The following is a 26,909-nucleotide window of genomic DNA, read 5'->3' as shown; positions in this document are numbered from 1 at the left end:
TCGGTGCGGTCCGCTCACGAGAACCTCGACCGAAGGAGAACGACATGGCTGCGAACTCGACCGGAACGGTCACCAAGGACGCCCCGACCGACGGCGACGCACGCGAGGCCACGGTGTCCGCAGACGCCGACACCGCGACGGGCCGCGCCCTGGCCCGACGCGACACCACCGGCGACCGCGGCCGCACCTCGATCGCCGACGTCGTCGTCGCCAAGGTCGCCGGGATCGCCGCACGTGAGATCGACGGCGTCCACGACCTGGGTGGGACCACCGAGCGCGTGGTGGGCAAGGTGCGCGACGTCCTGCCCGGCACCTCGGTGAGCACCACTCAGGGCATCGAGGTCGAGGTCGGGGAACGTCAGGCCGCGGTCGACGTCTCGATCGTCGCCAAGTACGGCGTCGCCATCCACCAGTTGGCCGCCGCGATCCGCCGCAATGTCATCTCCGCGATCGAGCAGATGACCGGTCTCGAGGTGACCGAGGTCAACGTCACCGTCCACGACATCGCGTTCGGCGACGACGAACAGACCGACGACGCCCCCCGGGTCCAGTGACAACCGGGGATCTCCCCGAGGCACGCGCGGAGAACTCGAGGCCACGAGACCCCGTCGACGACCTCGCCGATGCGGTCCTTGCCGTCCCCGGGGTGGCAGCACTGCACGGCGGGTTGCTCGGCGAAGTGGCCACCTATCTGCCCGGGCGACGCGTCGCCGGGATCGTGCTCGACGCCGACATCGGCGAGGTGCACATCGTCGCCGACATGTCTTCCGATCTGCAGACCGTGGCCGCCACTGTGCGAGACACCGCCGAACGCATCGCCGGACGCACCTTTGCCGTCGTTGTCGAAGACATCGCGACCGGCCCCACTCCAACACCGAAAGAAGGTGACGCACAGTGAACAACGCGATCATCGGGATGTTCGTCGGACTACTGCTCGCACTCGCGGCGGTCGCCGGCGGCCTCGCCGGGTTCCTCCTCGCCCTCGCGCTCGGTGCGTTGGGACTCGTCCTCGGACTCAACCGCGACGGCACCATCGACCTGGGTGCGCTGCTGCGGAGCCGAGGACGTGGCTGAGTTGACGGCGCCCGCGGGCCCGGCCGGCACCCTCACGATCGAGGACCGGGTCATCGAGCGGATCGCCACCCGCGCGGTCCTCGACATCCCCGGTGCCACAAGGCATCAGGGCACCGTCGGCTCGCTGCTCGGCTCGACGGCCGGTCGCTCGATCCTCGGCACCGATCTTCCGCGCACGACACTACGGTCCTCCGGTACCGCGCTGCGGATCTCCCTGGACATCGCCCTCGTATGGCCATGCGCGGTCGCCGACGTGAGCCGCCGTACTCGCGACCATGTCATCGACGAGGTCGAAAGGCTCACCGGCACAAGGCCGGTACGGGTGGACGTCACCGTGTGTCAGCTGGTCCCTCGCGGCGAGGTGCAACGCCGCAAGAGCGGGTTCATAGACCTACCCGCACCACCTGAACAACCCGTGAGCGAAGGGGCGGTGCCGTCGTGACCCAGACCAGCACACAGACCGAATCGCATCGGGCCGAATCCGAGACCGCGACGCGCCCGTTTACTCCCGCACGGCATCCCGGCGCGGCAATCGCCGGCGCCGTCCTCGGACTCGCACTCATCGGAGTGGGCGTCACCGCGATCCGCGACATCGCGGTGCAAGCCGAACTGCTCGACGGGCAGCAGTGGTCGCGCACCGCAGCGGACTGGATCGCCGAGCTGAGCTGGCAGGACTGGATGTGGCCGGCGGCGGCAGGTCTTCTCGTCGTCGGACTGGCACTGGTCTGGATCGCCGTCAAGCCACGGCAACGATCGCATCTGCGCCTGACCGCTCCCGGCTTGTGGACCCGCCCGAGCGACCTGGCCCGCCGATGCAGTGCGGCGGTGACCGAACTACCCGGCGTCTACGACGCCGACACGATCGTCACCCGTCGCAAGGTGAAGGCCCTCGTTCAGGGACGCTCCTCGGTCGCCGACCGGGACCTGATCGGCTCGACACTCGAAGACGTCGTGTCCGTCCTCGAGTCGCCACCTCGTGTCGTTGTACGCCTTCGATTTCGGGACGGGAGGAAGGTCCGATGAACCGGCTACCGGCTTCTCTACACCGTCTGTCGGTGGCGCTCGTCGCGCTGACCATGATCGCTGTCGGCGGCGGCGCGATCGCCTGGCGCACGGACATCGACCCGGTGCACGAGTGGATCGACCGGGTCGACGAGACCGCAATCGAGCGTGCCACCGAACAAGCGTGGTGGCTGTGGGTGCTCGTCGCGGTGGCGGTCGTCGCGCTGGGGTGGGGATTGCTGTTGATCTCCACCAACATCGCCCCGCGAGCGGTCGACGACATCGAACTCCCGGACTCCGACGAGACCGGCGGCCTCACCATCGCACCGAAGTTGATCGCGTCCGCGGTCATCGCCGAGCTGGAGGGTAACCCCCTCTTGCACAAGGTGTCCGCCACGGCGATCGACGATCGTGCCCGCAGCATCATCCGGGTCGTGGTCACCGCCCGGCCCAACCGCTCCTACGACGAGATCAACGCTCCGGTCGAGGCGGCGGTGGATTCGATCACCACAGCTCTCGGAACGTCGGACGTGCATGTGCAGGCGTTCGTCCACTTCGAGAAGTGAAGAAGCCGATCAACAAAGAGAAGGAGAGAGAAATGGGATTGAACGACAAGGTCAGCAACAAGGTCGAGGACCTCGGCGGCAAGGCCAAGGAGGCGGCAGGCGACGTCACCGGTGACGATCAGCTGAAGAACGAGGGAAAAGGGGACCAGCTCTCGGCCGCGGTCAAGGACGGCGCCGAGAAGGTGAAGGACGCCGCCGAGAACATCAAGGACAAACTGACCGGCAACTGACTCCCGAGCAACCGTGCCGGGTCGCCTACGGGCGGCCCGGCACTGTCATAGCCCCACCCGCGCCCAGCGCGACCGGGAGCTGTGAATCGAGATCAGCCGGCAGCGCCGAGAGCTTTGTCCCAGACGTTGTTCTCCCGCACCTCGCCCGGCCCGACCATGTCGGCGTAGACGATGACGCCCTCGCGGTTGACGAGGAAGGTGCCGCGGTTCGCGTACCCGCGATCGGAGTTGAACACACCATAGGCTTTGGCGACCTCGCCGTGCGGCCAGAAGTCCGACAGCAGCGGGAACAGGAAGCCCTGTGCCGCCGACCAGACCTTGTGCGTCGGGGAGGGACCCACCGAGATCGTCACGGTGGTCACGTCGTCGTTCTCGAAACGTGGCTGCTGGTCGCGGATGTAGCCCAGCTCGCCCTGGCAGGTGCCGGTGAAGGCGAGCGGGAAGAAGACTACGAGCACGTTGCGCTCGGCACGCAACGCGCTCAGGGACACGAGCTGGTTGTTCTGATCCCGGAGTTCGAAATCAGGTGCCTGGTCACCGACGCTCAGCGGCGCGGTGGGCAGAGCATCGCTCATGCTTTCTTGCCCGAGCGTGCCTTGGGCTGGACGAGTCGGGCTGCCGACCAATCCCCCAGGCTGATCGCCGATGTCTGGGTGAGGCCCGCAGTGGGGGCCGCCTCGGCGATCTCGCTCGGATCCACGTATCCCGGTTGCCCGGTCTTGGGCGAGAACACCCACACGTATCCGTCTTCGGCAAGCGGTCCGATGGCGTCCATCAGCGCGTCGACGAGGTCTCCGTCGCCTTCGCGCCACCAGAGGACGACGACGTCGACGACGTCGTCGGCATCCTCATCGACCATCTCGGCGTCGATTGCGTCCTCGATGGCGGCTCGGAGCTCGTCGTCCGTGTCCTCATCCCAGCCGACTTCCTGCACGACCAAGCCGGCCTTGAAGCCCAGTTTTTGGGCGTTGCTGCCCGTACCGTCTGTGGCGGCTACCACCGCGCGTGACCTCCTGAGGGTGATGGGACGTTCTTTCCGTCGCCGTTGTGTACATCGGTGTACGCCAACTCGCTTGTCAGCATAGGCAACAGCCTAGAGCCTCACATTGCAAGCCGACCTACGTCACTCGATTTCGGGCGTTTCTTTTTCACCGACCGCACCACCGGAAATCGCTCAACGCCCGGGGCTCGTCGGCGCCGGGGTGGTGGTGACCGAGGAACGGGGCGTCGCCGACGACGCCGCCGGCACCGGCGTGTACTCACCGCACACCTCGAGCAGACGCGCCTTGTCACGTGTCCACTGCCCGGACACCGGGTTGAGTTCGGTGCGCTGCTCCTTGCGGATCGCGTTCTCGAGCCGCGCCGTCGAGTCGAGGAACGTCCGCGCCGGCGTCGCGACGTCGACGGGCGCACTCTCGGTGATCTTCGGACGGATCTGATCGGCACCGGCGATCAGGCTCGCCCGCGCCTTGTCGGCGAGATCCCCGACCTCCGGATACGAATGCGTCGTGTTGAGCCGCTTGATGAAGGTGTTGTAGCCGCGCACCATCACGACCATCGACGACATCGACTCCCGACAGAGTTCGACGCCCTCGGTCCGCACCTGCGCGGCTGCCGACGCCGACACCTCCGACCGATAGATCGCCACCTCACCGGGTGCCGCGACACCCGTACCCCCGACCGTGGACGTACACGCCGACAACATGATTCCCCCGAATGCCATGCCGACGATCACGCTCGTCCGGACACCCCTGTGTCCTGTGCGGCCGGGCCCGGCCTCCCCTGTGCCCAGCATCGCCCTCCCCCTACTCGTCAGTAACGCTGCAAGGAAGCTACAGCACCTTTCCGGTCGCGGCAGCCTACCCGGATCCGCCCGGTGCCAAGCCACCTCACATGGGGCACGATGAGGGGTGACACCGCACAACAAAAGGAGTTGCGGTGTCGTACACCATGCAGCCGGACCACCACCCCCGAGTCCGGCCTGTCAGAGGGAGTAGGCATCACCGTGACCGACCAGATGGACCAGGCGACGCAGGACACGATTCCCAGCGAGCACGCCGGCCCGGGCTCCAACGGACGTGCTGCCGGACGAAGCGGACACCGCGTCCGCGTCATCCGCGAAGGCGTCGCGTCCTATCTGCCCGACATCGACCCCGACGAGACCGCCGAGTGGCTCGACTCGTTCGACGCCCTGCTCGACGCCGCCGGCCCCGGCCGCGCCCGCTACCTGATGTTGCGGCTGCTCGAGCGCGCCGGTGAGAAGCGGGTCTCGATCCCCGCACTCACCTCCACTGACTACGTGAACACCATCCCCACCGAGGCGGAACCGTGGTTCCCCGGTGACGAGGAGGTCGAGCGCCGCTTCCGTCAGATGATCCGCTGGAACGCCGCGATCATGGTGCATCGCGCCCAGCGGCCGGGAGTCGGTGTGGGCGGCCACATCTCGACGTACGCGTCGTCGGCGTCGCTGTACGAGGTCGGCTTCAACCACTTCTTCCGCGGCAAGAACCACTCCGGCGGCGGCGACCAGATCTTCATCCAGGGCCACGCCTCCCCCGGCATCTACGCCCGCGCCTACCTCGAGGGCCGCATCGACGAGGCCCGCATGGACGGGTTCCGTCAGGAGCACAGCCACGCCGGCGAGGGCGGCGGACTGCCGTCGTACCCGCACCCGCGCCTGATGCCCGACTTCTGGGAGTTCCCGACCGTGTCGATGGGCCTCGGCCCGATGAACGCGATCTACCAGGCGCGCTTCAACCACTACCTGCACGACCGCGGCATCAAGGACACCTCCGACCAGCACGTGTGGGCGTTCCTCGGCGACGGCGAGATGGACGAGCCGGAATCGCGCGGCTTCGCCAGCTTCGCGGCCACCGAGGGCCTCGACAACCTGACCTTCGTCATCAACTGCAACCTGCAGCGCCTCGACGGTCCGGTGCGCGGCAACGGCAAGATCATCCAGGAGCTGGAGTCGTTCTTCCGCGGTGCCGGCTGGAATGTCATCAAGGTCATCTGGGGCCGCGAGTGGGATGCACTGCTGCACGCCGACCGTGACGGCGCCCTGGTCAACCTGATGAACACGACGCCCGACGGCGACTACCAGACCTACAAGGCCAACGACGGCGCGTTCGTCCGCGAACACTTCTTCAACCGCGACCCGCGGACCAAGGAACTCGTCAAAGACCTCTCCGACGCCGAGATCTGGAACCTCAAGCGCGGTGGCCACGACTACCGCAAGATCCACGCCGCCTACGCCGCCGCGATGACCCACAAGGGCCAGCCGACGGTCATCCTGGCGCACACGATCAAGGGCTACACGCTCGGCAAGCACTTCGAGGGCCGCAACGCGACCCACCAGATGAAGAAGCTGACGCTCGACGACCTCAAGGCCTTCCGCGACAGCACGCGCATCCCGATCAGCGACGAGCAGCTCGAGAAGGATCCGTACCTGCCGCCGTACTACCACCCCGGCAAGGATTCTCCGGAGCTCCAGTACATGCTGGACCGCCGCAAGACCCTCGGCGGCTTCCTGCCGAGCCGGCGCACCGAGTCCAAGGTGCTCAAGGCCGACACCTCCTCGGCGCTGAAGGCCACCGCGAAGGGTTCGGGCAAGCAGCAGGTCGCGACCACCATGGCACTGGTCCGCGTCTTCAAGGATCTGTTGCGCGACAAGGAGATCGGCAAGCGCATCGTGCCGATCATCCCCGACGAGGCCCGCACCTTCGGTATGGACTCGTGGTTCCCGACCCTGAAGATCTACAACCGCAACGGACAGCTCTACACCTCGGTCGACGCCGAGCTGATGCTCGCCTACAAGGAGAGCTCCGAGGGCCAGATCCTGCACGAGGGCATCAACGAGGCCGGCTCGGCAGCCAGTTTCGCCGCCGTCGGCACGTCGTATTCGACGCACGACGAGCCGATGATCCCGCTGTACATCTTCTATTCGATGTTCGGCTTCCAGCGCACCGGCGACAGCTTCTGGGCGGCCGCCGACCAGATGGCGCGCGGCTTCGTCATCGGCGCCACCGCCGGACGTACGACGCTCACCGGTGAGGGTCTGCAGCATGCGGACGGCCACTCGCCGCTGCTCGCCGCCACCAACCCGGCCGTCGTCGCCTACGACCCGGCGTTCGCCTACGAACTCGGCCACATCGTCGACGACGGCCTGACGCGCATGTACGGCGAGGACCCGGAGAACGTCTTCTACTACATCACCGTCTACAACGAGCCGATCAGCCAGCCGGCGAAGCCCGAGGGCGCCGACCACGAGGGCATCGTCAAGGGCGGATACCTGTTCCAGAAGGCACCGGAGAACAAGGAGTACCCGGCCAACATCTTGGTCTCCGGCATCACGATGCCCGACGCGCTGCGTGCGTCCGAGCTGCTCGCCGAGGAGTGGAACGTCGGCGCCAACGTGTACTCGGTGACGTCGTGGAGCGAGCTGGCCCGCGACGGTATCCGGGCCGACCGGCAGGCACTGCGCGATCCGGGTAGCGAGCCCGCGCCCGCCTACCTGACCGAGCTGATGGCCGACGCGGCCGGACCGTTCGTCGGCGTCAGCGACTACATGCGCGGCGTCCAGGAGCAGATCCGCGCCTACCTGCCCGGCACGTACCTGACGCTGGGCACCGACGGATTCGGTTTCTCCGACACCCGGCCGGCGGCACGCCGCTTCTTCAACGTCGACGCCGAGTCGATCGCGGTCGCGGTGCTGGTCGCACTCGCCCGCGACGGTCACATCGACATGTCGGTGGCCAAGCAGGCCGCGGACAAGTACAAGATCGACGACGTCGCTGCCGCTCCGGAGCAGACCGGCGATCCCGGCGTGGCCTAGTCCGACACCGAACCGCCGCACCCGGGGAGACCCACGATCCCGGCGCGGCGGTTTCCGGGGACTAGATTGAGAGCGTGTCCGACGCGCGAGTGAATCAGCCCACAACACCACCGGCTGACGTGTTCGGTGAGCGGGGTGCCCATGTACCGGCCCCCGCCACCGTGCACGACGCGCTACCGGACACGCTCCTGCGTCGGGTCAAGCAGTACAGCGGCCGCCTCGCCACCGAGGCGGTCCACTCCATGCAGGATCAGCTGCCCTACTTCGGCGACCTCGACGCCGCGCAGCGCGCGAGTGTTCAGCTCGTCGTGCAGACGGCGGTGGTGAACTTCGTCGAGTGGATCCAGGATCCCGAGGGCAACGTGAAGTTCACGGTCCAGGCCTTCCAGGTGGTGCCTCAGGACCTCGCCCGACGCATCACGCTGTTGCAGACCGTCGAGATGGTCCGCGTGGCGATGGAGTTCTTCGAGAAGTGGCTGCCGCTGCTCGCACGCAACGACGCCCAGCTCCGAGCGCTCACCGAGTCGGTCCTGCGCTACGGACGAGAGATCGGTTTCGCGGCCGCCGCGATCTACGCATCGGCCGCGGAATCCCGCGGCGCCTGGGACTCCCGACTCGAGGCCCTGGTCGTCGACGCCGTGGTCCGCGGCGACACCGGCCCTCAGCTCCTCTCCCGTGCAGCAGCCCTGAACTGGGACTCCGACGCCCCGGCGACCGTGATCGTCGGAACCCCGCCGCCCGAGCAGAACGTGTCGGTGCCGCTGGCCATCCACAACACGGCCCGTCAGTTCGACCGGTCGGCTCTTTCCGTGGTCCAGGGTTCGGTGCTCGTCGCCATCGTCAGCGGTCCCGCCCGCCCCACGGAGAAGTTCGTCTCGGCTCTTCTCTCCCACTTCGCCGACGGCCCGGTGGTCATCGGACCGACCATGCCGAACCTCGGGAGCGCCCATGCCAGCGCGGCCGAGGCCATGGCGGCAATCGAGGCGGTGGTGGGCTGGCCGAGTGCACCCCGCCCGGTCCACAGCCTCGAACTGCTACCCGAACGAGCCCTCAACGGTGACGAATCGGCGGTCGCTGCACTGGTCGAATCGGTGGTCCGTCCGCTCTCCGCAGGGGGCACCACGCTGACCACGACGCTCGAGGCCTACCTCGACTCTGGCGGATCGGTCGAATCCTGCGCGCGCGTTCTGTACATACATCCAAATACTGTCCGGTACAGACTGAAGAAAATTGCGGAAATCACACGACGCGATCCGACAAATCCACGAGATGCGTATGTACTACGGATCGCGACGACTGTCGGTCGTCTGACACACTTACGGCACAAAACGGACTCTCCTGCACCATGAGTCACACGCGCCACATGTCCGATTCGGGATTTATGCTGATAGGAGCCTTAAGAGCACGTTTCGGTAACGAATCTCAGCCTGATGACGAAGCAGGTGACACTGAGGTCAAGTTTGTGGGAACCCCACAAAACCCGGCGACAAGGTTCATGCTTCTCTACACCCACATAGGGCGAGCAAAGGGTGTTCTCTGGTCACGTGCTTTCGTTGCTTGCTCCCGGCCAGGGTTCCCAGACACCCGGCATGCTCACGCCGTGGCTCGACCTGCCCGGCAACCGTGATCAGATCGCCACGTGGTCCAAGCTCACTCAACTGGACTTGGAAAGACTCGGCACCACCGCCACCGCAGAGGAGATCACCGACACCGCGGTGACCCAGCCGCTGGTCGTCGTCGCCGCCCTCCTCGCCTTCGACGAGGTCCGCAAGAACGGTGAACTGCCCGCCGACGCGGTCGTCGCCGGCCACTCGGTCGGTGAGCTCGCCGCCGCCGCCATCACCGGCGTCATCTCGGCCGACGAGGCCGTCACCCTCGCCGCCATCCGCGGCGCGGAGATGGCCAAGGCCTGCGCGCTCGTGCCGACCACCATGGCCGCCGTCCTCGGTGGCGACGAAGCCGCCGTGCTCGCACGCCTCGAGGAACTCGAACTCGTCCCCGCCAACCGCAACGCGGTCGGCCAGATCGTGGCGGCGGGCGCCGTCGAGAAGATCGACGAGCTCATCGCCAACCCGCCGGAGAAGGCCCGTATCCGCAAGCTCGCGGTCGCCGGCGCCTTCCACACCCACTTCATGGCCCCGGCGCAGGACTCGGTCGCCGCCGCGGCCGCGAAGATCACGCCGGCCGACCCGAATCGCACGCTGCTGTCCAATTCGGACGGTCAGCCTGTAACGAATGGCGCCGATGCACTGACAAAACTGGTAGGCCAGGTCACCAGGCCGGTCCGCTGGGATCTCTGCTCGGCGTACCTGCGGGACAACTCGGCCACCGCCGTCGTGGAACTGCCGCCGGCGGGCACGCTCGTGGGGATCGCCAAGCGTGAGCTGAAGGGCACCCCATCGCTGGCTCTCAAGGAGCCCGGCGACATCGCGAAGATCGCAGAACTTGGATAGCGGTCGCGGTTAGTCCGCGACCCCCGGAAGATCGGTGCCCGACGCCGATCTGTCCAAGCGCGCGGACCGACCCGGTCCGTCAGACGCTCCGGAATTCATCAACCCGAACACGAAAGGGAACCACACAGTGGCTGCCACCCAGGAACAACTCATTGCCGGCATCGCCGAGATCATCGAGGAAGTCACCGGCATCGAGCCGTCCGAGGTGACCCTCGAGAAGTCGTTCGTCGACGACCTCGACATCGATTCGCTGTCCATGGTCGAGATCGCCGTCCAGACCGAGGACAAGTACGGCGTGAAGATCCCCGATGAGGACCTCGCCGGTCTGCGCACCGTCGGCGACGCCGTCTCGTACATCCAGAAGCTCGAGAGCGAGAACCCCGAGGCTGCGGCTGCCATCAAGGCCCAGGTCGAGGCAGACCAGAACTGATGAGCTCCCCCTCCCTCCGCGACTACTCGACGCTGGGTGGGAACTTCCCGAGCGTGGTCGTCACCTCCATGGTGGCGACCACCTCGCTCGGCGAGGATCTCGACTCGACGTGGAAAAACCTGCTGGCGGGTGAGTCGGGCATCCGCGAGCTGACCGACGAGTTCATCACCAAGTACAACCTGCCGGTGCGCATCGGCGGTCGACTGCTCAAGGATCCGTCCGAAGAGGTCACGCGAGTCGAATCTCGTCGGATGGCCTACGTCGAGCGCATCGCCCACGTGCTGAGCAAGCGTCTCTGGACGCAGGCCGGCGAGCCCGAGGTCGATCCCGACCGTCTGGCCGTCGTCATCGGCACCGGCCAGGGTGGCGGCGACGCGATGATCGACGCCGTCAAGGCCATGGAAGGCACCGGCAACTACCGCAAGGTGTCCCCGCTGGCCGTCTCGATGGCCATGCCCAACGGCCCGGCTGCCGTCGTCGGCCTGAACATCGGCGCCCGCGCCGGCGTCATCACCCCGGTCTCGGCGTGCTCGTCGGGTGCCGAGGCGATCGCACACGCATGGCGCCACATCGTCATGGGTGACGCCGACATGGTCGTCACCGGTGGCGTCGAGGGACACATCGACGCAGTGCCGATCGCGGCGTTCTCGATGATGCGTGCCATGAGCACCCGCAACGAGGACCCCGCTGCCGCCTCTCGTCCGTTCGACAAGGACCGCGACGGCTTCGTCTTCGGCGAAGGTGCCGCGATGCTCATCCTCGAACGCGAGGAGCACGCTCGGGCCCGCGGTGCGCACATCCACGCACGCCTGCTCGGTTCCGGCATCACCTCCGACGGCTTCCACCTGGTTGCCCCGGACCCCAGCGGTCAGGGCAACGCTCGCGCGATGACGCGGGCCCTGCAGACCGCCGGTCTCCAGAAGTCCGACATCACCCACATCAACGCGCATGCGACGTCGACCCCGATCGGCGACACCGCCGAGGCAGCGGGCATCACCGCCGCCATCGGTCAGCACGCCGCGATCTATGCGCCGAAGTCCGCTCTCGGACACTCGATCGGTGCGGTGGGTGCGCTCGAGTCGGTCCTGACCATCAAGAGCGTCGAGGAAGGCGTCATCCCGCCGACCCTCAACCTCGAGAACCAGGACCCGGAATGCGACATCGACGTCGTCCACGGTGAACCCCGTTACGGACAGATCGACTACGCGATCAACAACTCGTTCGGTTTCGGTGGGCACAACGTGGCGCTCGCCTTCGGTCGCTACTGAGCGTCGGCTTTTCGCCGATCTCGGTAGTGCCTGAGACGAACCACGCCCCGACACCCTGGTAGGAGACTGCGATGACGACCTTGGCCCCCATGGCCGGCCACGAAGAAGCCGCCGATCCCCGCGACCCACTGTTGCGGCTGACGAACTTCTTCGACGAAGGCACCATGTCGTTGCTGCATCCTCGCGACAAGTCCGGTGTCCAGGCCGCTGTCGGCCTGGTGAACGGCGTTCGCACGGTCTCCTACTGCACCGATGGCACCGTCATGGGTGGTGCCATGGGTGTCGTCGGGTGTGCTCACATCGTCAACGCCATCGACACCGCCATCTCCGAGCAGGCGCCGGTCATCGGCATCTGGCACTCGGGTGGCGCCCGCCTCGCCGAGGGTGTCGAGGCGTTGCACGCCGTGGGTCAGGTCTTCGAGGCGATGGTCCGGGCCTCCGGATACATCCCGCAGATCTCCGTGGTCGTCGGCTTCGCCGCCGGCGGCGCGGCCTACGGGCCCGCCCTCACCGACATCGTGATCATGGCTCCGGCCGGTCGCGTCTTCGTCACCGGACCCGATGTGGTCCGCAGCGTCACCGGCGAGGACGTCGACATGGAGTCGCTCGGCGGCCCCACCACCCACGGCAAGAAGTCCGGTGTCTGCCACATCGTGGCCGACTCCGAGCCCGACGCCCTGTGGCGCGCACGACGCCTCGTCTCGACGTTCAGCCGGCAGGGCCACTTCAACCGTGAGCTGGCCGCCGCCGGCGACACCGACCTCAAGGCCCTGCTGCCCGAATCCGCCCGCCGCGCCTACGACGTCCACCCGGTCGTCGAGAAGCTGCTCGACACCGCTCTTGCCGCCGACGGCGAGACCGAGATCTCCAGTTTCGAAGAGCTGCAGGCCAAGTGGGCGCCGAACATCGTCATCGGGTTCGGCCGGTTGTCCGGTCGCAGTGTCGGCGTGATCGCCAACAACCCACTGCGCATGGGCGGCTGCCTCAACTCGGAGAGCGCTGAGAAGGCCTCCCGGTTCGTCCGCCTCTGCGACGCCTTCGGCATCCCCCTCATCGTCCTCACCGACGTCCCCGGTTACCTGCCGGGCGTCGGACAGGAGTGGAACGGTGTCGTCCGACGCGGCGCCAAGCTCCTCCACGCCTTCGCCGAGTGCTCGGTCCCCCGCGTCACCCTGGTGACCCGGAAGATCTACGGCGGCGCCTACATCGCCATGAACTCGCGGGCGCTCGGCGCCACCGCCGTGTTCGCCTGGCCCGGTTCCGAAGTCGCCGTCATGGGCGCCAAGGCCGCCGTCGGCATCCTGCACAAGAAGGCCCTCGCCGCCGCTCCCGACGACGAGCGCGAAGCCCTCCACGACCGACTGGCCGCCGAACACGAGGCCATCGCCGGCGGTGTGGGACGCGCCCAGTCGATCGGCGTCGTCGACGAGATCATCGACCCGGCCCGCACACGCAGCATCATCGCCGAAGCACTTGCGGCCGCACCCGCCCGACGCGGCCGCCACAAGAACATCCCGCTCTGATCAGCGGACGTCCAGACGAAGAACGCCACCGGTTCTCACCGGTGGCGTTTCTCGTGTGTCCCTGAGCTCGCGGGACTGTTCACCGCGCTCCCTGGGAAGTCTGTATTCTCCGCAGCGTCAGGAGGATTCCCACTTCTGGCCTCGGCCAAACCGCGTCGCGCGCCTGCCGAGCGTGTCGCTCCTCACTCCTCGGTAACGTCATCACGCTCCCCGAGGAGCGACCGGAGCACTAACCGACGCGCTGCTGCAGCCAGGTGACCTCGGCCCCGGCACCGCCCATGCGGTACTGCTCGAGGGCGTCATCCCAGGCCGTGCCGAGAGCGGCTTCGAGTTCGCCGGCGAGACCGGCGCTGTCGGGCTGGGATTCGATCATCGAACGCAGCTGGTTCTCGCCGATGATGACATCGCCGTTGGCGCTGGTCGATCCGCGCCAGAGTCCCAGACCCGGCACGTAGCTGTAGCGCTCACCGTCGACGCCCTCGCTCGGGTTCTCGGTGACCTCGAAACGCAGCGCCGACCATTCACGCAGAGCGGTCACCAGACGTGCCGCCGTCCCGACCGGCCCTGCCCAGTCGACAGTCGCACGCTGCATACCCGGTTCGGCGTCCTGTGCCGACCATTTCAGGTTCGCGCGTGCATTCAGGGTCGACGACAGAGCCCACTCCACATGCGGGCACAGCGCCACCGGCGCCGAGTGGATGTAGACCACTCCTGTTGTCATGTCCGCAAACTGGTTCAGATTGCGCACCTTTTCACCTCCGTTGTCGACGAGGAACGTCTTCCCCAACACACCTCGCGACTTCGGATATCACACTCGTGGGATTCATTGTGCCCCATGATGCGCGTGTTGCGCTAGTTTCTCGTGCGAGAAAGGTTCATTTCTGTGACGAAAGTTCACTGACGACTCGGTCATTGAACTCGGTCCACAGCGGTTTCGCCCACGGTCCGAAAGCACGGTCGGTGAGGACGACGCATGCTGCCTGCAGTTCCGGATCGACCCAGAGGAAGGTGCCGGCCTGACCGAAATGGCCGAAGGTCAGGGGCGAGTTCGCCGTACCGGTCCAGTGCGGGGACTTCTCGGCTCGGATCTCGAATCCGAGTCCCCAATCGTTGGGGCGGTGCCTGCCGTAGCCCGGCACAAAGCCGTCGAGTCCCGGGAACTGGACCGATGTCGCATCGGCGAGGGTCTCCGCTGCAAGCAGTCGGGGCTCGAGCAGGTCCTGTGCGAAACGCGCCAGATCGGCGGCAGTGGACCGCGCCCCATGGCCGGCGGGCCCGTACAGCTCGGTGGACTCCATTCCGAGCGGCGCGCAGACGGCGTCGGCCAGGTACTCCGCGAAGCCGATGCCCGCGGCCTGTTCTACCGTCTCGGCCAGGATCTCGAAACCCGCGCTCGAATAGATGCGCTTCTCCCCCACCCCGGCCTCGATGTCCCGCGAGTCGAAGGCGAGTCCAGACGCGTGGGCGAGAAGATGCCGGATGGTCGCCCCGGGAGGCCCGGCCGGATCGTCGAGTTCGACGGCCCCCTCCTCGACGGCCACCAGAATCGCCTCGGCGACCAGGAGTTTGGTGACCGAGGCGAGTTCGTAGACGCGAACGGGGTCGCCGAATTCCTCGGCGACCCCGTCGCGGGTGATGATCGCCGCCGACACATTGTCGACGGGCCATTCCGTCAGAGATTCAAGGACCGACACATCGGGTCACGTTACCCGTGCACGCGCGCCGGCCGGTGGGCACAGGGCTCACCAATCCTCTTCGGTGTAGCGGATGACGCCACGGATGTTGCGGCCGTCCAGCATGTCCTGGTAGCCCTCGTTGATCTGGTCCAGGCGGTACTGGCGGGTGATCATGTCGGCGATGTTGAGCTTGCCGATCTTGTACATCGACAGCAGCTGCGGGATGTCGAGCTTCGGGTTGGCGCCGCCGAAGATGGAGCCCTGCAGGTTCTTCTGCAGCAACGTCAGCATCGCGAGGTTCAGCGTCACGTCACTCTCGAGCATGTTGCCCATACCGGTCAGCACGCAGGTGCCGCCCTTGGCGGTGATGCCCATCCACGAGTCGACGTCCTTGCCGTGGACCTCACCGACGGTGACGACCACCTTCTGGCACATACCGCCGTGGGTGGTCTCCGCGATGGCCATGGCGGCCTCTTCGATCGACGCGAATGCCGCGGTGGCACCGAACTTCAGCGCCTGCTCGCGCTTCCACTCCACCGGATCGATGGCGAACACGTTGCGGGCACCCGAGATGACGGCACCCTGGAGGGCTGCCGTACCGACGCCACCGACGCCGACGATCGCCACGTCCTCGCCGGGACGGACGTCACCGCTGCGGGTCGACGAGCCGTAACCGGTGGGGATGCCGCAACCGCACAGGGCCGCGATCTCGAACGGGATGTCCTTGTCGATCTTCACCGCCGACGCCTCGTGGACGACCATGTAGGGCGCGAAGGTGCCCAGCAGGGTCATCGGGTAGACGTTCTCACCGGCTGCGGTGTGGATGCGGAAGGTGTTGTCCGACACCGCTTCGCCCTGCAGCAGCATGGCGCCGAAGTCGCACAGGTTGGCCATGCCCGACTGGCACGACGGACACTTGCCGCACGACGGGATGAACGACAGCACAACGTGGTCGCCGACCTCGAAGTCGGTGACGCCCTCGCCGACCTCGGCCACGACACCCGCGCCCTCGTGGCCACCCAGGATCGGGAAGCCGGCCATCGGGATGCCGCCGGTCATCAAGTGATGGTCGGAGTGGCACATGCCCGCCGCTTCCATCTTGATCTTGATCTCGTGCGCCTTGGGGTCGCCGATCTCGATCTCCTCGATCGCCCACGGCTTGTTGTGCTCGCGCAGTAGCGCGCCCTTTGTCTTCACTGGTCTCCTCCGTTCGAACCCGGCAACAATCTCGCCCCGGGAAGTCCATCGAGCGACGTCGCCGCCGCTTGTGACTGTAGTCACTCAATCACAAAAGTGAAACGTGTTCTAGTCTGTGTTCCATCGGTCGGCTCACACGGCGCATCTCCGAATCCGGCGCCGCGACACCGCGACCGGGTCAGTCGGCCAGACCGGCGTCCTTGGAGCCGTAGCTCGCCCGCAGGGTCGGCTTGACGACCTTGCCGCCGGCGTTGCGCGGCAGCTCGTCGACGATGACCAGGTCCTTGGGGTGCTTGAAGCGGGCCAGATTCTCGTTCAGGTACGGCTCGAGGTCGGCCAGGGTCAGGTCGGCGACCCCCTCGGCGAGGACGACGACCGCGACCGGGACCTCGCCCCACTTCTCGTGCGCACGTCCGATGATGGCGGCCTCGCTGATGCTCGGGTGTCCGAACAGCGCGTTCTCGACCTCGGCGCAGTAGATGTTCTCGCCGCCGGAGATGATCATGTCCTTGGCACGGTCGACGACGTAGAGGAAACCGTCCTCGTCCTCGCGTACGAGGTCGCCCGAGTGGAACCAGCCGCCGGCGAACGCGTCGGCGGTGCCCTGCTCGTTCTGCCAGTAACCCTTCATCATGTTGGGTCCGCGGTAAACGATCTCGCCGACCTCGCCCTGCTTCACGTCGTTGCCCTCGGGGTCGATGATGCGCGCGGTCACCGCGGGCACGACCTTGCCGATGGAACCGATCTTGTTCAGCGCGTCCTTGCCCTCGAGCACGCAGGTGATCGGCGACATCTCGGTCTGACCGAAGACGGCGACGTTCAGCGCGTCGGGGAAGGTCTCGTTCATCGCACGCAGCACGGTGTCCGACGCGGGCGCGGCACCCCAGCTGATGACGCGCAGCTTCAGGTCCCGCGGCTTGGCCTGCTGGGCGGCGCAGACGGCCTGCCACTGGGCGGGCACCAGGAAGATCGAGGTGGTGCCCTCCTTCTCGATGGTGTCGAGCATGTCGTTCGGATCGAAGGCACCGAGCGGGTGGATGACCGACAGCGCACCCATGTAGAACAGCGGCGCCATCGCACCGAGGCCGGCGATGTGGAACATCGGCGCGACGCACGAGCCGATGTCGTCGGACCGGGTGTGCAGCGCCTGCATGCAGGTGGCGGCCTGCGCCTGCAGGTTGGTGTGGGTGAGCATGGCGCCCTTGGGCTTTCCGGTGGTGCCCGAGGTGTACATGATCAGTGCGACGGTCTCTTCGGGGACGTCGAGCTCGGGCAGGTCCGAGGAGTCCTCGCCGACGAGCGCCTCGTAGTCGAGGTGGTTGTCCTTGTCCGATCCACCGACGACCACGATGTGGTCGATCGCGTTGGTCGACGCGGCGACGGCGTCGACGAGCGGGGCGAGCAGGGTCTCGGTGACGACGACCTTCGCGCCGCTGTCGTTGACCAGGAAGGCGATCTCGGCGGGGCTCATGCGGATGTTCACCGGCACCGGGATGGCGCCGATGAGGTTGGCGCCCAACACCGCTTCGACGTACTCGCTGCGGTTCAGCAGGACCACCAGGATGCGGTCACCGAACTCGACGCCGCGACGGGTCAGGGCGGCGGCGAAGGCACGGGTCCGCTCGTCGAGTTCCTTCCAGGTGGTGACCTCGCCCTGGAACTTCAAGGCCGCGCCCTCGGGGTTCATGAAGGCGTGGCGCTTGATCTGGTTGTTCCAGTGGTTACGGCGCGAGCGCAGCGGCTCGGTGGCGAGGTCGGTGACGGTGTCGACGGTCGCGGTCATACGATCGGTCTCCTTGTTGTCTGTCTTCGTGACGAACGTGAGTGGTGAATACGTCTGTGGGAGTGAGGGTTCGGGCGTCGGCGCCCGAGCTCACTTCTTGCCGGCGAAGGCGGCGATGGCAGCCTGGAACTCGGGCGACTGCAACAGTTCGGTCTGCCCCTCGAGTTCTCGCTCGATGGCGGCTTCGAAGCCCGACATGGTGTGGGCGTCGAGCGCCGATTTCGTCAGGCGCAACGCGGAACGGCTCTTGCCGGCGAGCTTCGCGGCGACCTTGTCGACGGCTTCGTCGAGCGCGGGACGGTCGTCGTAGACGCCGTTGACCAGTCCCGCCGCGAGAGCCTCGGGGGCGCGCAGCTTCTCGCCGAGGAGGGCGAGTTCGTTGGCGCGGACACGGCCCACCGCGGAGGTGAACAGCATCGACGCGCCGCCGTCGGGCATCAGGCCGATGTTGATGAAGGCGAGCAGGAAGTACGACCGCTTCGTCGTGTAGATGAGGTCGGCGGCCAGGGCCAGCGAGGCACCGATGCCCGCAGCCGGTCCGTCGACGGAGGCGATGACCGGCACCTGGACCGATCGCACAGCGCGCGCGAGTTCCGAACCGGCGGAGATGATCCCCCGGGCCTGGTCGGGGTCGAGACCCGACGCCCCGTCGGCGGTCGACTGCGAGTTGATGGAGACCACGTCGGCTCCGGCGCTGAAGCTCCCGCCGGCGCCGTCGAGAACGATGACGCGGACGTCGTCGCTCTTCGACCACTCCTCCATCGCAGCCTTGATGCCGTAGTTCGCCTCGGTGTCGAGAGCGTTCATCTTCTCCGGGCGGGAAATGGTCAGCCGCGCGACTCCTCGGTCGTCGACCGAGGTCACGATTGCCTGGCTGGTCTCGTCGCTCACTGCACTCCCCACTCGTGACCGGACAGATAGACACAGATCGTCGGATCTGTGCCATCGCCTAGAGTACTACCACAGTGCGACGCAGATCACGAGAATCTTGGTTAACTTATACTCGTCACTCGAGACCCCTTGCTGGTCTTTTCGCCCGATAGCCCCGAAAATGTCTCGTGAACGTCGTATCCGGCTAGAGTCTGTCGCCATGACCGTGCGCCCGGGGACGTCGACTCCCGACACGCCTCAGAGCGTTGCGCCGGGCGCCCGACGCCGCCGTCCGGCCGACCGCAGGCGGCTCATCGTCGACGCTGCGGCGAAGGCGTTCAGCGACGGCGGTTACCACGCGGTTCGCCTCGACGACATCGCCGACGCGGTCGGGATCTCCGCACCCGCCCTCTACCGGCATTTCCCCAACAAATACGCACTGTTCGCCGAGACCACCGCCGTCCTGGCCCGGTCGCTCCGGTCGGCGCTCGATGCGGTGGACAACGACGGCGACGACGAACTGCGCGACCTGCTCGTGGCGATCACCGCAGCCTCGTTCGAGAACCGCCGCACGGGTGGTCTGTACCGATGGGAGTCCCGGTACCTCGAGTCGGCCGACCGGGACATCGTCCGCGATGTCGTCGTGCACCAGCACCGGCGCATCCGTGCGGCGGCTCGACGCCTGCGTCCCGACCTCGGTGATGCCGACGCCAATCTGATCGTCGCCGCGATGACCAGCGTCGCGGCCAGCCCGACGACCCATCGCTCCTCGCTCCCGGCGCGGGAGGTCACCGCGCTCATCTCCGAGGCCGCGATCGACCTGCTCGACGCCGACCTCCCCGATTCGGTGGAACCGCCCGCTCCCGCCGTGCACGGGCTCGCACCGGCGGCGAAGCGCGAGGTCATCCTGACCGAGGCGATCAATCTGTTCGCCGCACGCGGTTTCCGTGATGTGACCATCGAGGACATCGCCCATGCCGCGGGCCTTCCGGCGTCCGGCGTGTACCGCCATTTCCCGAGCAAGGTCGCGATCCTCGAGGCCGCGTTCTGGCGGGCGACCGACCGCGTCACGACCGCCATCTCCGACGCCCTGGCCGATGCGACGACGCCACACGAGGCACTCGTCGGCATGGTGCACCGGTACGTCCGATTGACCTGCAGCTCAACCGATCTGATCAGCGTGTACGAAACCGAGATCGGACACGCCACACCCGAGGCCCGGGATGCGTTGCGCAATCAGCAACGCATCACCGTCGAGGAATGGGCGACCTGGATGAGCCGCGAACGAGCGAACCTGCCGATCACCCACGCACGGTTCCTCGTTCACGCCGCACTCAACGTCGTCACCGACCTGTCCCGACTACGACCGCAACCCTCCCCTGAACGCATCGAGGCACTGTCGGTACGAATCCTGTTGGGCGGGAACGCCTGACCTCGATAAGGTCCTCGGCTGGCGCCTCGGACCTACTCGGCCGGCAAAAGTAGTCGCCCCCGGCTGATTGAGTAGGCGACGAGCGCAGCGAGGAGCCGTATCGAAATCAGCCCCTACAGCACCGCGAAGTCGTCCATCAGCCAGCGGCCGTCCTGTTGCACCAGGGTCACTTTAACGCGCGTCTGGTAAGGGAATCCCTCAGGGAATTCCTGCGCGGTCTGCGGCGACTTGATGGTCTGGTCGAGTGTCACGAGGACGACGGCCTTCCCGTCGTCGAGCGACATCATGCCGGCGTTCTCGGCCTTCGCGGTCGACACGGCCTCCGCCTCGGTGGAGCCTTTTCGGGCGTCCTGCGAGGACTCGATGTAGGTCTGGGTGAACGCGGGAGTCGAGATCTCGCGGATTCGACGGTCGAGGTCGGAGTAGTCGCTCGAGTTGTAGGTGGTGATCTCGGCGGCGTACTTGCGTGCGGTGTCGAGGATCGTCGTGTCGATCCCGCCGGCTACTGTGTCGGCCCGACGGTCGGCATCGATGTAGGCGACGGCCAGCGCCGCGGTCGACGCCGCGAGAACGACTGCGACCGCCACCAGCGCGACGACCGCCCAGGTCTTCTTCCCGAGACTCGTCGCCCACCCGGTCCAGCGGTTTCGCTTGCCCGACGCCGCGGCCGGGTCGAGCTTGCGCGGCGTCCGATCCTCGGCGGACTCCGCGGCGACCGTCTCGTCCGAGTCGGTCGTGTCCTCGGGGGTGGCGTCGCTCGTCGAGACGTCGGCATCGTCCGCTTCCCCGCGACGGGCCGCCTTGCGAGCCGCTTTCGCCGCCTTGGCCTCCGCCTCGGCCCGGTACTTTTCCCGGTTCGTGCGGTTGGCCTGCAGGAATTCGTCGCCGTCGAGCGGGGTCACGCCGTCTTCGACGTCGGGCGTCACCGAGGTTGCGTCGGGGGCGTCGGAGGTCTGACGAGGCTTCGGCATGGGTTCAATGTAGCGATGCCGCCTCGGGCACTGTGTCCGGCGTCATACCGGCACGGATGTCAGAGGCCGCCGAGGTCCAGCGACACCCACTGCTGCGGGTCGAGGTACACCTTGGTCTGCGGACCGTGTTCCTTCTCGGCCATCTCGATGTACGGTTCGACGGCCTGGGGTGGCAGATACCGAGATGCCATCTCGCGCAGGTCGTCTCGGGTTCCGGCGACCATGTCCACGGCATCGCCCGACACCGAGACGTACATGAGTCGCGGCGACACCTCGTCGACCATGAGAGTGAACCGCCCCGCGGCCCGGATGAGGTTCAGCTTCCGCGACTCGGTGCCGGTGAGCAGCCATGGTCGGCCGCCGGGCTCGTACTGATACCAGATCGGCACCGTCAACGGCGCCCGCCCGGGTTCGGCCTCGACGGCCAACGCCGCGACGTGTGGTTCTGCCAGAAACGCTTCTCTTTCGTTCTTGGTGAGTGCCATGCTCCGACGGTAGACCCGGCCTCCGACAATTCGTGCCCGATTCACGAGGCACCGGGCCTGCAGATGTAGCGGAACGTGGCGTCGACCGTCACGATCCGCGACGTCTACTGACGGGCCATACCGGGGGTATGCCTACTTCCAGGGAGCGAGCACCTCGGCGGCACGTTCGGCGAGCACCATCTGGAACAGCGGGCCGAAGCTCACGCGTCCGACGCCGAGCGCGGCGAGTGCCGCCTTGTTGTTCTTGGTCGGGTGCCCGATGGCGTTGACCGGGAGCGGGAGTTCTTCGGTGAGCCGCTTCTGGGTCACGTCATCGTGGAATCCGACGGGATAGAGCACGTCGGCACCGGCCTCCGCGCAGAGCTTCATCCGTGCGATCGCGCGGTCGACGCGGTCGGATTCGTCGCCGACCTGCTTGAGGAACAGGTCGGTGCGGGCGTTGACGACGACGTGGACATCGGTGGCGTCCGACGCGGCACGCAGGGCAGCCACGAAGTCGGCGTGCTCCTGCGCCTCGCGGAGTCGCCCGCCTTCGCTGTGCACGGTGTCCTCGATGTTGAGGCCGACGGCACCGGCGTCGATGAGGCCGTCGATCAGCGTTTTGGGGTCTTCGCCGTAGCCGGATTCGATGTCGACGGAGATCGGGGCGTCGACCGCTGCGGTGATCTGTTTGATCCGGGTGGTGAGTTCCCCGAAGGTGATGCCCTCGTTGTCGGGTTTGCCGATCGAGTCCGACACCGGGTGACTGCCGACGGTGAGGGCGGTGAACCCGGCGGAGACCGCCAGATTCGCCGACCACGCGTCCCACACCGTCGGCAGGATCACCGGGTCTCCGGGCTTGTGGAGTTCGAGCAGGGTCTTGGCCTTGTCGGCGAGTTCCGTCATGACCCCTACAACTACGCCGGGCGACGCGCACATTCCGGGGGTTGGCGAAAAACTACTTCCGCCAGAACAAGTGGTGGGTGACCCCACTGGGACTCGGGACGACTTCGTGCTCGAAACGGTCCTCCAACTCGGTGGGCGAGTTCCACAGCCGCAGGCCGTTTCCGTAGGTGACGGGTGCGACCGCGATGTGCAGCGTGTCGATGAGATCGGCGTCGAGGAACTCCCGGACGGTGCTGACTCCCCCGCCGATCCGGACGTCCTTGCCGTCGGCTGCGGTCTTCGCCTTCTCCGCCGCCTCGGCCGGCGTGGCGTCGAGGAAGTGGAAGGTGGTCTCACCCAACGTGAACGACGGCCGGAGGTGATGGGTGAGGACGAAGACCGGGGTGTGGAACGGCGGCTCGTCGCCCCACCACCCCTGCCATTCATGGTCGGCCCACGGGCCGCGCTTGTGCCCGAACTTGTTGCGGCCCATGATCTCCGCGCCGATGTTGTGGGTGAAGTCGCGGGTGAAATAGTCGTCGAGGCCGCGGGTGCCGCCGGGATCGGTGCGGTTGGGCCAGCTCGCGGTGGCCCCTGCCCAGGACATCAGCTCCCAGGGTTCGACGGTGTCGCCGAACGGCCGCTCGAAGGTCTGGTTCTCACCGGCACCGATCCCGTCCTGCGAGACCGAGAAGTTCTGCACTCTGAGTAGCTGCGGCATGATGTTCCGCTCCTGTCGTCGTCGGGCAATCCAACCAGGACAGACTCGGCACCGCAGCGAAACTCATCGGTCGGCGCAGCTCAGGCGATGGCGGCTCTGACGATCTCGGCGACCGGCGTCGACGACCGGCCGATCAGCGCCTGCAGGTCGCCGGAGGTGGTGTCGAGCTCACCGCGGGCGATGCTGGCGTCGGAGCCCGCCAGCACGGCGGCGAACTGCTCCGGAACACCGCCCTCGGCGAGGACCTTCGCGTAGTCGGCCTCCGGCAGGTTGCGGTACTCGACGGGCCTGCCGGCGACCTCGCCGATGATCTTCGCGAGATCGGCGTAGGTGAGTCGTTCGTCGCCGCCGAGTTCGTAGATCTTGCCGCCCTGGTCGGCGTCGGAGGTGAGGACCGCCGCGGCAGCCGCCGCGTAGTCGGCGCGCGCCGCACCGGCGACCTTGCCCTCGCCCGCCGCACCGAACAGCGCACCGGACGAGACCGCCTGACCGATGGCCTGCAGGTAGTTCTCCCAGTACCAGCCGTTGCGCAGGAACACCTCCGGGATCGACGATTCCGCCTGACGCTTCTCGGTGGCCACGTGTTCGGGCGCCAAGCCGAGTCCGCTCGTAGCGGCGTTGAGGAGGCTCGTGTAGGCGATGAGCTTCACCCCGGTAGCTTCCGCAGCCTCGATCACGTTGGTGTGCTGCGGAACTCGCCGTCCGACCTCCGACCCGGAGATGAGCAGCAGTTTGTCGACGCCGTTGAGTGCTCGTCGCAGCGCCTCCGGTTCCTCGTAGGAGGCGACCCGGATCTGAACACCGTTCGATGCCAGGTCGGCGGCCTTCGCCTCGACCCGCACGATCGCCACGATGTCCGTGGCCGGAACTCCCCGCCCGAGCAGCTCGTCGATCACCAGTCCACCGAGTTGTCCCGTCGCACCCGTCACTGCAATCGTCATCGTTGTCTCCTCCTCGTACTGATGGCCTGTTCCCGGAGACCCTACCCACTTACTTTTCGTAAGTGCAATACGGTTGGTTAGCGCGTAGGTGTGACCTTCGCTAATCTGAGGCCATGCCCGATCACGACGACCAGTCCCTCGAAGCGGACGTCTTCGCGCGCGACTGCTCGTCGAGGTCTACGCTGCAGACGGTCACCGGCCGCTGGGGCAGCCTGGTCCTGATCGCGTTGGGCGAGAGCAACTACCGGTTCAGTGCGCTACGACGCCGCGTCGACGGTGTGAGTGAGCGGATGTTGTCGCAGACGCTCCAGAACCTCGAACGCGACGGCATGGTCGTGCGAACTGTCCTCGAGGCGATCCCGCCGAAGGTCGAGTATCACCTCACTCCCCTCGGCCGGCAGGTCGCAGATCGGCTGCAGGGGCTCATCGACCTGGTGCAGGACAGCATGCCGACGGTGCGCGAGGCGCAGGCGGAGTACGACGAACGGAACGCGGCGAAGGCCTGACCGTCCGCAAACCCACCCCTTTTCGGCAAACCCACCCCCGCGCAAGTGGTGATCCTGCCGAAAAAAGGTGGGTTTGTGAGACGCCAACGAAAAAGCCCGCCGCCTGCGTTCGCAGGGGCGGGCTCCTCGTTCTGCTCCCCCAACTGGACTCGAACCAGTAACCGTTCGATTAACAGTCGAATGCTCTGCCAATTGAGCTATGGGGGATTGCTCTGGCCCTCGTTCGGCGCCGAAAGCGCTTCACTCGAACCGAGGACAGACTCTAGCGCATGCCGCCGCCCTACAACAAAACGGCAGGTCAGCGACGAGACGGCCGTGGCAGTTCGCGGCGATGCCTCGCACTCGGAATGGCGTCTGGGGATGCCGACCGTTACGTCGATGCTGCCGGGCACGAGCACCATCGGACTGGGCGGCGCCCCTCTCTCCACGCAGGACCGCCGCTCCGCGTCGATCCACCCCTCCCGAACCACGCCCATCGGCTGCGCGCGGTTTCGCACCGCAGCAGGCTGCAGCCGCCGGGAGACCGTGCGGTAATCTCCTCCCGCGGGCCAGGTGCCCGCATGGGGAGTTAGCTCAGTCGGTTAGAGCCGCGGACTCATAATCCGTAGGTCGCGGGTTCGAGCCCCGCACTCCCCACAAACGGTGACGAGATCTTTCGCCGACGCCTAGGCGCCGACGATCGCCTCGCGCAATGCGGCGGTCACGGCGGCCGGGTTGTCGACGTTCATCAGGTGCCCGGCGTCCGGGATCACGCGGTAGGTCACGTCCGCCAGGCCGTCGACGATCATCTTCGCGGCCTTCTCCGGACACAGCGCGTCACGATCGGCAGCGACGACGTCGACGTGCTGCCGGATATCGGAAAGCCGTGGGGTCAGGGGCTGTTCGCGCACCCCGGCCATCGCGCGTGCTGCGTTCGCATAGCCTGCGCCCTCCCCGACTGCCTCGAGCCTCCTGGCCGTGACCTCGTCGACGCGATCGTGAGCGGAGACCAGTCCGGCGACGGTGTCGTCGCGCATCGCGCCGCGAAACTCGTCGGTGGCGGTGTCAGCGGCCTGATCGGCGCGCTGGGTGTAGAACTCGGCCGCGGCCCGTCCCACCACCGACGAGGTGCCGAGGACGACGGCGCGGCTCACCAGGTCAGGCCGTTCGGCAGCGGCCCACAGCACGATAGTCCCGCCGGCGGAGAAGCCGACCACGATCGCGGGACCGGTCACCGTCTCGAGAAACCCGACGAGATCTCGTCCGAGCTGGTCCAGGGTTCCGTCGGCCTCCCCGACCGTCGTCGAGCCGAAGCCGCGGAGGTCGTAGGCGTAGGTGTGCAGGTCGGCGAGGTCGCGCTGCGTGTGCGCCCAGCTACGACTGTCCTCGCCCAGTCCGTGCACCAGAACAATTGGCGTCGAGGAACTTTCGCCGCTCCCCTGTTCCGAGTAGTTCACCGTGAGATCGCCGATCGACACCGTCGTCATGAATCCAGGCTCTCACACCGCGCGACACCCGATCCCGCTCACCTCTCGACGCGGCACCAGAACTCGGTCTCGCCCGGGATACGCGTCAGGCGTACCTCCCCGCCGCCGGGACGGTCGAAGACCCGGACCCCGTCGCCCAGGAATACCGGGACGTGGAAGAGCAGGACCTCGTCGAGTAGTCCGGCGTCGATCATCTGACGCGCGACGTCGGCGCCGATAACCGTGACGTACCCATCGCCCGCCAGGCGCTTGGCCTCCTCGACGGCGCGGTGCAGGTCGGAGACGAACGTGACGCCCGCCTCCGGTTCCACGGGTGGGTTGTGCGTCAGAACCACTGTGGGTCCCGAAAATTCACCCTCGAAAGCGCCCTCGCGGTCCGTCCCCTTGTTCGGGTCGTCGCCGCGGAAACTCCGATTGCCTACCAGCAGGGAGCCGGTGCCCTCCCGCAGACGCAGAGCGGCCGTGCTGTCGCCGCTCTCGGCGGCGTCCTCGCCGAAGAACCGGGTCAGCCAGGACATGTCGCCGCCGGGACCGGCGATGAAGCCGTCGAGCGATGCCGCTGCCGAGTAGATCGTCGTCGCCATGTCGTGTTCTCCGTTCAGATGCGGTCGATGTAC

The 26,909-nt window shown here is 67.0% G+C and carries 30 protein-coding genes and 2 tRNA genes; 16 read left to right on the top strand and 16 right to left on the bottom strand.

All coding sequences use genetic code 11. From position 1 onward, the window contains the following. Positions 1 to 44: 44 nt before the first annotated feature. The 7 genes from LQD00_RS08160 to LQD00_RS08130 all read left to right on the top strand — a co-directional run bounded on the left by LQD00_RS08160 (position 45) and on the right by LQD00_RS08130 (position 2,872). Positions 45 to 554, top strand: coding sequence for an Asp23/Gls24 family envelope stress response protein (locus LQD00_RS08160; protein ID WP_232716663.1), 510 nt, complete (start codon positions 45 to 47; stop codon positions 552 to 554). A gap of 92 nt (positions 555 to 646) precedes the next feature. Beyond that, positions 647 to 898: an Asp23/Gls24 family envelope stress response protein gene (locus LQD00_RS08155; RefSeq protein WP_232716701.1), complete on the top strand. Its 252-nt coding sequence runs from the start codon at positions 647 to 649 to the stop codon at positions 896 to 898. Further along, positions 895 to 1,074, top strand: a complete 180-nt coding sequence (locus LQD00_RS08150; RefSeq protein WP_232716662.1) for a DUF2273 domain-containing protein — start codon at positions 895 to 897, stop codon at positions 1,072 to 1,074. Before LQD00_RS08155 ends, LQD00_RS08150 begins: the two co-directional genes overlap by 4 nt. Further along, positions 1,067 to 1,516, top strand: a complete 450-nt coding sequence (locus LQD00_RS08145) for an Asp23/Gls24 family envelope stress response protein (RefSeq protein ID WP_232716661.1) — start codon at positions 1,067 to 1,069, stop codon at positions 1,514 to 1,516. The genes LQD00_RS08150 and LQD00_RS08145 overlap by 8 nt, the downstream gene beginning before the upstream one ends. Beyond that, positions 1,513 to 2,097 carry an Asp23/Gls24 family envelope stress response protein gene (locus LQD00_RS22835; RefSeq protein WP_232716660.1) on the top strand — a complete coding sequence of 195 codons (585 nt, stop codon included), beginning with the start codon at positions 1,513 to 1,515 and terminating at the stop codon, positions 2,095 to 2,097. The genes LQD00_RS08145 and LQD00_RS22835 overlap by 4 nt, the downstream gene beginning before the upstream one ends. Then, the gene (locus LQD00_RS08135; protein WP_232716659.1) at positions 2,094 to 2,642 is read left to right on the top strand and encodes a hypothetical protein; all 549 of its coding nucleotides are present in this window, start codon (positions 2,094 to 2,096) and stop codon (positions 2,640 to 2,642) included. The genes LQD00_RS22835 and LQD00_RS08135 overlap by 4 nt, the downstream gene beginning before the upstream one ends. A 32-nt stretch (positions 2,643 to 2,674) precedes the next feature. Then, positions 2,675 to 2,872 carry a CsbD family protein gene (locus LQD00_RS08130; RefSeq protein ID WP_232716658.1) on the top strand — a complete coding sequence of 66 codons (198 nt, stop codon included), beginning with the start codon at positions 2,675 to 2,677 and terminating at the stop codon, positions 2,870 to 2,872. Positions 2,873 to 2,964: 92 nt separating this feature from the next. Here LQD00_RS08130 and LQD00_RS08125 read toward each other — a convergent pair whose 3' ends face one another. The 3 genes from LQD00_RS08125 to LQD00_RS08115 all read right to left on the bottom strand — a co-directional run bounded on the left by LQD00_RS08125 (position 2,965) and on the right by LQD00_RS08115 (position 4,667). Continuing rightward, positions 2,965 to 3,447, bottom strand: coding sequence for a peroxiredoxin (locus LQD00_RS08125; protein ID WP_232716657.1), 483 nt, complete (start codon positions 3,445 to 3,447; stop codon positions 2,965 to 2,967). After that, positions 3,444 to 3,872 (bottom strand): DUF3052 domain-containing protein, encoded by a 429-nt coding sequence (locus tag LQD00_RS08120; RefSeq protein WP_119032714.1) that lies wholly within the window; start codon positions 3,870 to 3,872, stop codon positions 3,444 to 3,446. The genes LQD00_RS08125 and LQD00_RS08120 overlap by 4 nt, the downstream gene beginning before the upstream one ends. Before the next feature lie 174 nt (positions 3,873 to 4,046). Continuing rightward, positions 4,047 to 4,667 (bottom strand): hypothetical protein, encoded by a 621-nt coding sequence (locus LQD00_RS08115; RefSeq protein WP_119032715.1) that lies wholly within the window; start codon positions 4,665 to 4,667, stop codon positions 4,047 to 4,049. Positions 4,668 to 4,877: 210 nt separating this feature from the next. On the opposite strand from LQD00_RS08115, the gene aceE reads away from it, so the two are divergent. The 6 genes from aceE (at position 4,878) to LQD00_RS08085 (ending at position 13,380) form a co-directional block, all read left to right on the top strand. Then, on the top strand, positions 4,878 to 7,706 hold the full coding sequence (aceE, locus tag LQD00_RS08110) for a pyruvate dehydrogenase (acetyl-transferring), homodimeric type (protein ID WP_406566984.1): 2,829 nt from the start codon (positions 4,878 to 4,880) through the stop codon (positions 7,704 to 7,706). 74 nt (positions 7,707 to 7,780) lie between these two features. Next, positions 7,781 to 9,055 (top strand): PucR family transcriptional regulator, encoded by a 1,275-nt coding sequence (locus LQD00_RS08105; RefSeq protein WP_119032716.1) that lies wholly within the window; start codon positions 7,781 to 7,783, stop codon positions 9,053 to 9,055. A 195-nt stretch (positions 9,056 to 9,250) separates the two neighbouring features. Beyond that, complete coding sequence (locus LQD00_RS08100; protein WP_119032717.1) at positions 9,251 to 10,159, top strand: ACP S-malonyltransferase; 909 nt, start codon at positions 9,251 to 9,253, stop codon at positions 10,157 to 10,159. A gap of 127 nt (positions 10,160 to 10,286) precedes the next feature. Further along, positions 10,287 to 10,589 carry a meromycolate extension acyl carrier protein AcpM gene (gene acpM / locus LQD00_RS08095; RefSeq protein WP_006434904.1) on the top strand — a complete coding sequence of 101 codons (303 nt, stop codon included), beginning with the start codon at positions 10,287 to 10,289 and terminating at the stop codon, positions 10,587 to 10,589. Beyond that, positions 10,589 to 11,857 (top strand): KasA/KasB family beta-ketoacyl-ACP synthase, encoded by a 1,269-nt coding sequence (locus LQD00_RS08090; protein WP_119032718.1) that lies wholly within the window; start codon positions 10,589 to 10,591, stop codon positions 11,855 to 11,857. The genes acpM and LQD00_RS08090 overlap by 1 nt, the downstream gene beginning before the upstream one ends. 71 nt (positions 11,858 to 11,928) lie before the next feature. Continuing rightward, positions 11,929 to 13,380, top strand: a complete 1,452-nt coding sequence (locus tag LQD00_RS08085; RefSeq protein WP_006867895.1) for an acyl-CoA carboxylase subunit beta — start codon at positions 11,929 to 11,931, stop codon at positions 13,378 to 13,380. A 229-nt stretch (positions 13,381 to 13,609) separates the two neighbouring features. Here the strand turns inward: LQD00_RS08085 and LQD00_RS08080 are convergent, their stop codons facing one another. The 5 genes from LQD00_RS08080 to LQD00_RS08060 all read right to left on the bottom strand — a co-directional run bounded on the left by LQD00_RS08080 (position 13,610) and on the right by LQD00_RS08060 (position 18,927). Beyond that, entirely contained in the window at positions 13,610 to 14,128 is a 519-nt protein-coding gene (locus LQD00_RS08080; RefSeq protein WP_005200180.1) for a DUF3145 domain-containing protein, read from the bottom strand. A gap of 127 nt (positions 14,129 to 14,255) precedes the next feature. Further along, positions 14,256 to 15,074 carry a serine hydrolase domain-containing protein gene (locus LQD00_RS08075; RefSeq protein WP_232716656.1) on the bottom strand — a complete coding sequence of 273 codons (819 nt, stop codon included), beginning with the start codon at positions 15,072 to 15,074 and terminating at the stop codon, positions 14,256 to 14,258. 48 nt (positions 15,075 to 15,122) lie between these two features. Further along, the gene (locus LQD00_RS08070) at positions 15,123 to 16,253 is read right to left on the bottom strand and encodes an NDMA-dependent alcohol dehydrogenase (protein WP_232716655.1); all 1,131 of its coding nucleotides are present in this window, start codon (positions 16,251 to 16,253) and stop codon (positions 15,123 to 15,125) included. Positions 16,254 to 16,431: 178 nt separating this feature from the next. Next, a complete protein-coding gene (gene fadD5, locus LQD00_RS08065; RefSeq protein ID WP_119032727.1) occupies positions 16,432 to 18,036 on the bottom strand; it encodes a fatty-acid--CoA ligase FadD5 in 1,605 nt (534 codons plus the stop codon). Positions 18,037 to 18,126: 90 nt separating this feature from the next. Further along, positions 18,127 to 18,927: an enoyl-CoA hydratase-related protein gene (locus LQD00_RS08060; protein WP_119032728.1), complete on the bottom strand. Its 801-nt coding sequence runs from the start codon at positions 18,925 to 18,927 to the stop codon at positions 18,127 to 18,129. 199 nt (positions 18,928 to 19,126) lie between these two features. Here LQD00_RS08060 and LQD00_RS08055 point away from each other — a divergent pair, with 199 nt between their 5' ends. Then, entirely contained in the window at positions 19,127 to 20,338 is a 1,212-nt protein-coding gene (locus LQD00_RS08055; protein ID WP_232716654.1) for a TetR/AcrR family transcriptional regulator, read from the top strand. Between the two features lie 113 nt (positions 20,339 to 20,451). On the opposite strand, the gene LQD00_RS08050 is transcribed toward LQD00_RS08055, so the two are convergent. The 5 genes from LQD00_RS08050 to LQD00_RS08030 all read right to left on the bottom strand — a co-directional run bounded on the left by LQD00_RS08050 (position 20,452) and on the right by LQD00_RS08030 (position 24,320). Next, positions 20,452 to 21,309: a hypothetical protein gene (locus tag LQD00_RS08050; protein WP_232716653.1), complete on the bottom strand. Its 858-nt coding sequence runs from the start codon at positions 21,307 to 21,309 to the stop codon at positions 20,452 to 20,454. 59 nt (positions 21,310 to 21,368) lie between these two features. Next, positions 21,369 to 21,794, bottom strand: coding sequence for a pyridoxamine 5'-phosphate oxidase family protein (locus tag LQD00_RS08045; protein WP_232716651.1), 426 nt, complete (start codon positions 21,792 to 21,794; stop codon positions 21,369 to 21,371). 132 nt (positions 21,795 to 21,926) lie between these two features. Then, the gene (locus LQD00_RS08040) at positions 21,927 to 22,679 is read right to left on the bottom strand and encodes an isocitrate lyase/PEP mutase family protein (protein WP_232716649.1); all 753 of its coding nucleotides are present in this window, start codon (positions 22,677 to 22,679) and stop codon (positions 21,927 to 21,929) included. A gap of 52 nt (positions 22,680 to 22,731) precedes the next feature. Beyond that, on the bottom strand, positions 22,732 to 23,379 hold the full coding sequence (locus LQD00_RS08035; protein WP_232716647.1) for a dihydrofolate reductase family protein: 648 nt from the start codon (positions 23,377 to 23,379) through the stop codon (positions 22,732 to 22,734). An 80-nt stretch (positions 23,380 to 23,459) separates the two neighbouring features. Further along, positions 23,460 to 24,320 (bottom strand): SDR family oxidoreductase, encoded by an 861-nt coding sequence (locus LQD00_RS08030; protein ID WP_232716646.1) that lies wholly within the window; start codon positions 24,318 to 24,320, stop codon positions 23,460 to 23,462. Between the two features lie 113 nt (positions 24,321 to 24,433). Between LQD00_RS08030 and LQD00_RS08025 the strand changes: the two genes are divergently transcribed. Beyond that, the gene (locus tag LQD00_RS08025) at positions 24,434 to 24,826 is read left to right on the top strand and encodes a winged helix-turn-helix transcriptional regulator (RefSeq protein WP_232716644.1); all 393 of its coding nucleotides are present in this window, start codon (positions 24,434 to 24,436) and stop codon (positions 24,824 to 24,826) included. A gap of 134 nt (positions 24,827 to 24,960) precedes the next feature. Here the strand turns inward: LQD00_RS08025 and LQD00_RS08020 are convergent. Beyond that, positions 24,961 to 25,033, bottom strand: a tRNA-Asn gene (locus tag LQD00_RS08020). A 355-nt stretch (positions 25,034 to 25,388) separates the two neighbouring features. On the opposite strand from LQD00_RS08020, the gene LQD00_RS08015 reads away from it, so the two are divergent. Beyond that, positions 25,389 to 25,462: transfer RNA gene (locus LQD00_RS08015), tRNA-Ile, on the top strand. Between the two features lie 29 nt (positions 25,463 to 25,491). Here the strand turns inward: LQD00_RS08015 and LQD00_RS08010 are convergent. Both LQD00_RS08010 and LQD00_RS08005 read right to left on the bottom strand, forming a co-directional pair. Continuing rightward, complete coding sequence (locus LQD00_RS08010; protein WP_232716642.1) at positions 25,492 to 26,292, bottom strand: alpha/beta fold hydrolase; 801 nt, start codon at positions 26,290 to 26,292, stop codon at positions 25,492 to 25,494. Positions 26,293 to 26,330: 38 nt separating this feature from the next. Continuing rightward, a complete protein-coding gene (locus LQD00_RS08005; RefSeq protein WP_119032737.1) occupies positions 26,331 to 26,876 on the bottom strand; it encodes a dihydrofolate reductase family protein in 546 nt (181 codons plus the stop codon). Positions 26,877 to 26,909 lie beyond the last annotated feature (33 nt).

The sequence above is a fragment of the Gordonia metallireducens genome (genome assembly GCF_021245825.1).
GTDB lineage: Bacteria > Actinomycetota > Actinomycetes > Mycobacteriales > Mycobacteriaceae > Gordonia > Gordonia namibiensis.
This window is presented reverse-complemented; position numbering and strand designations above follow the sequence as displayed.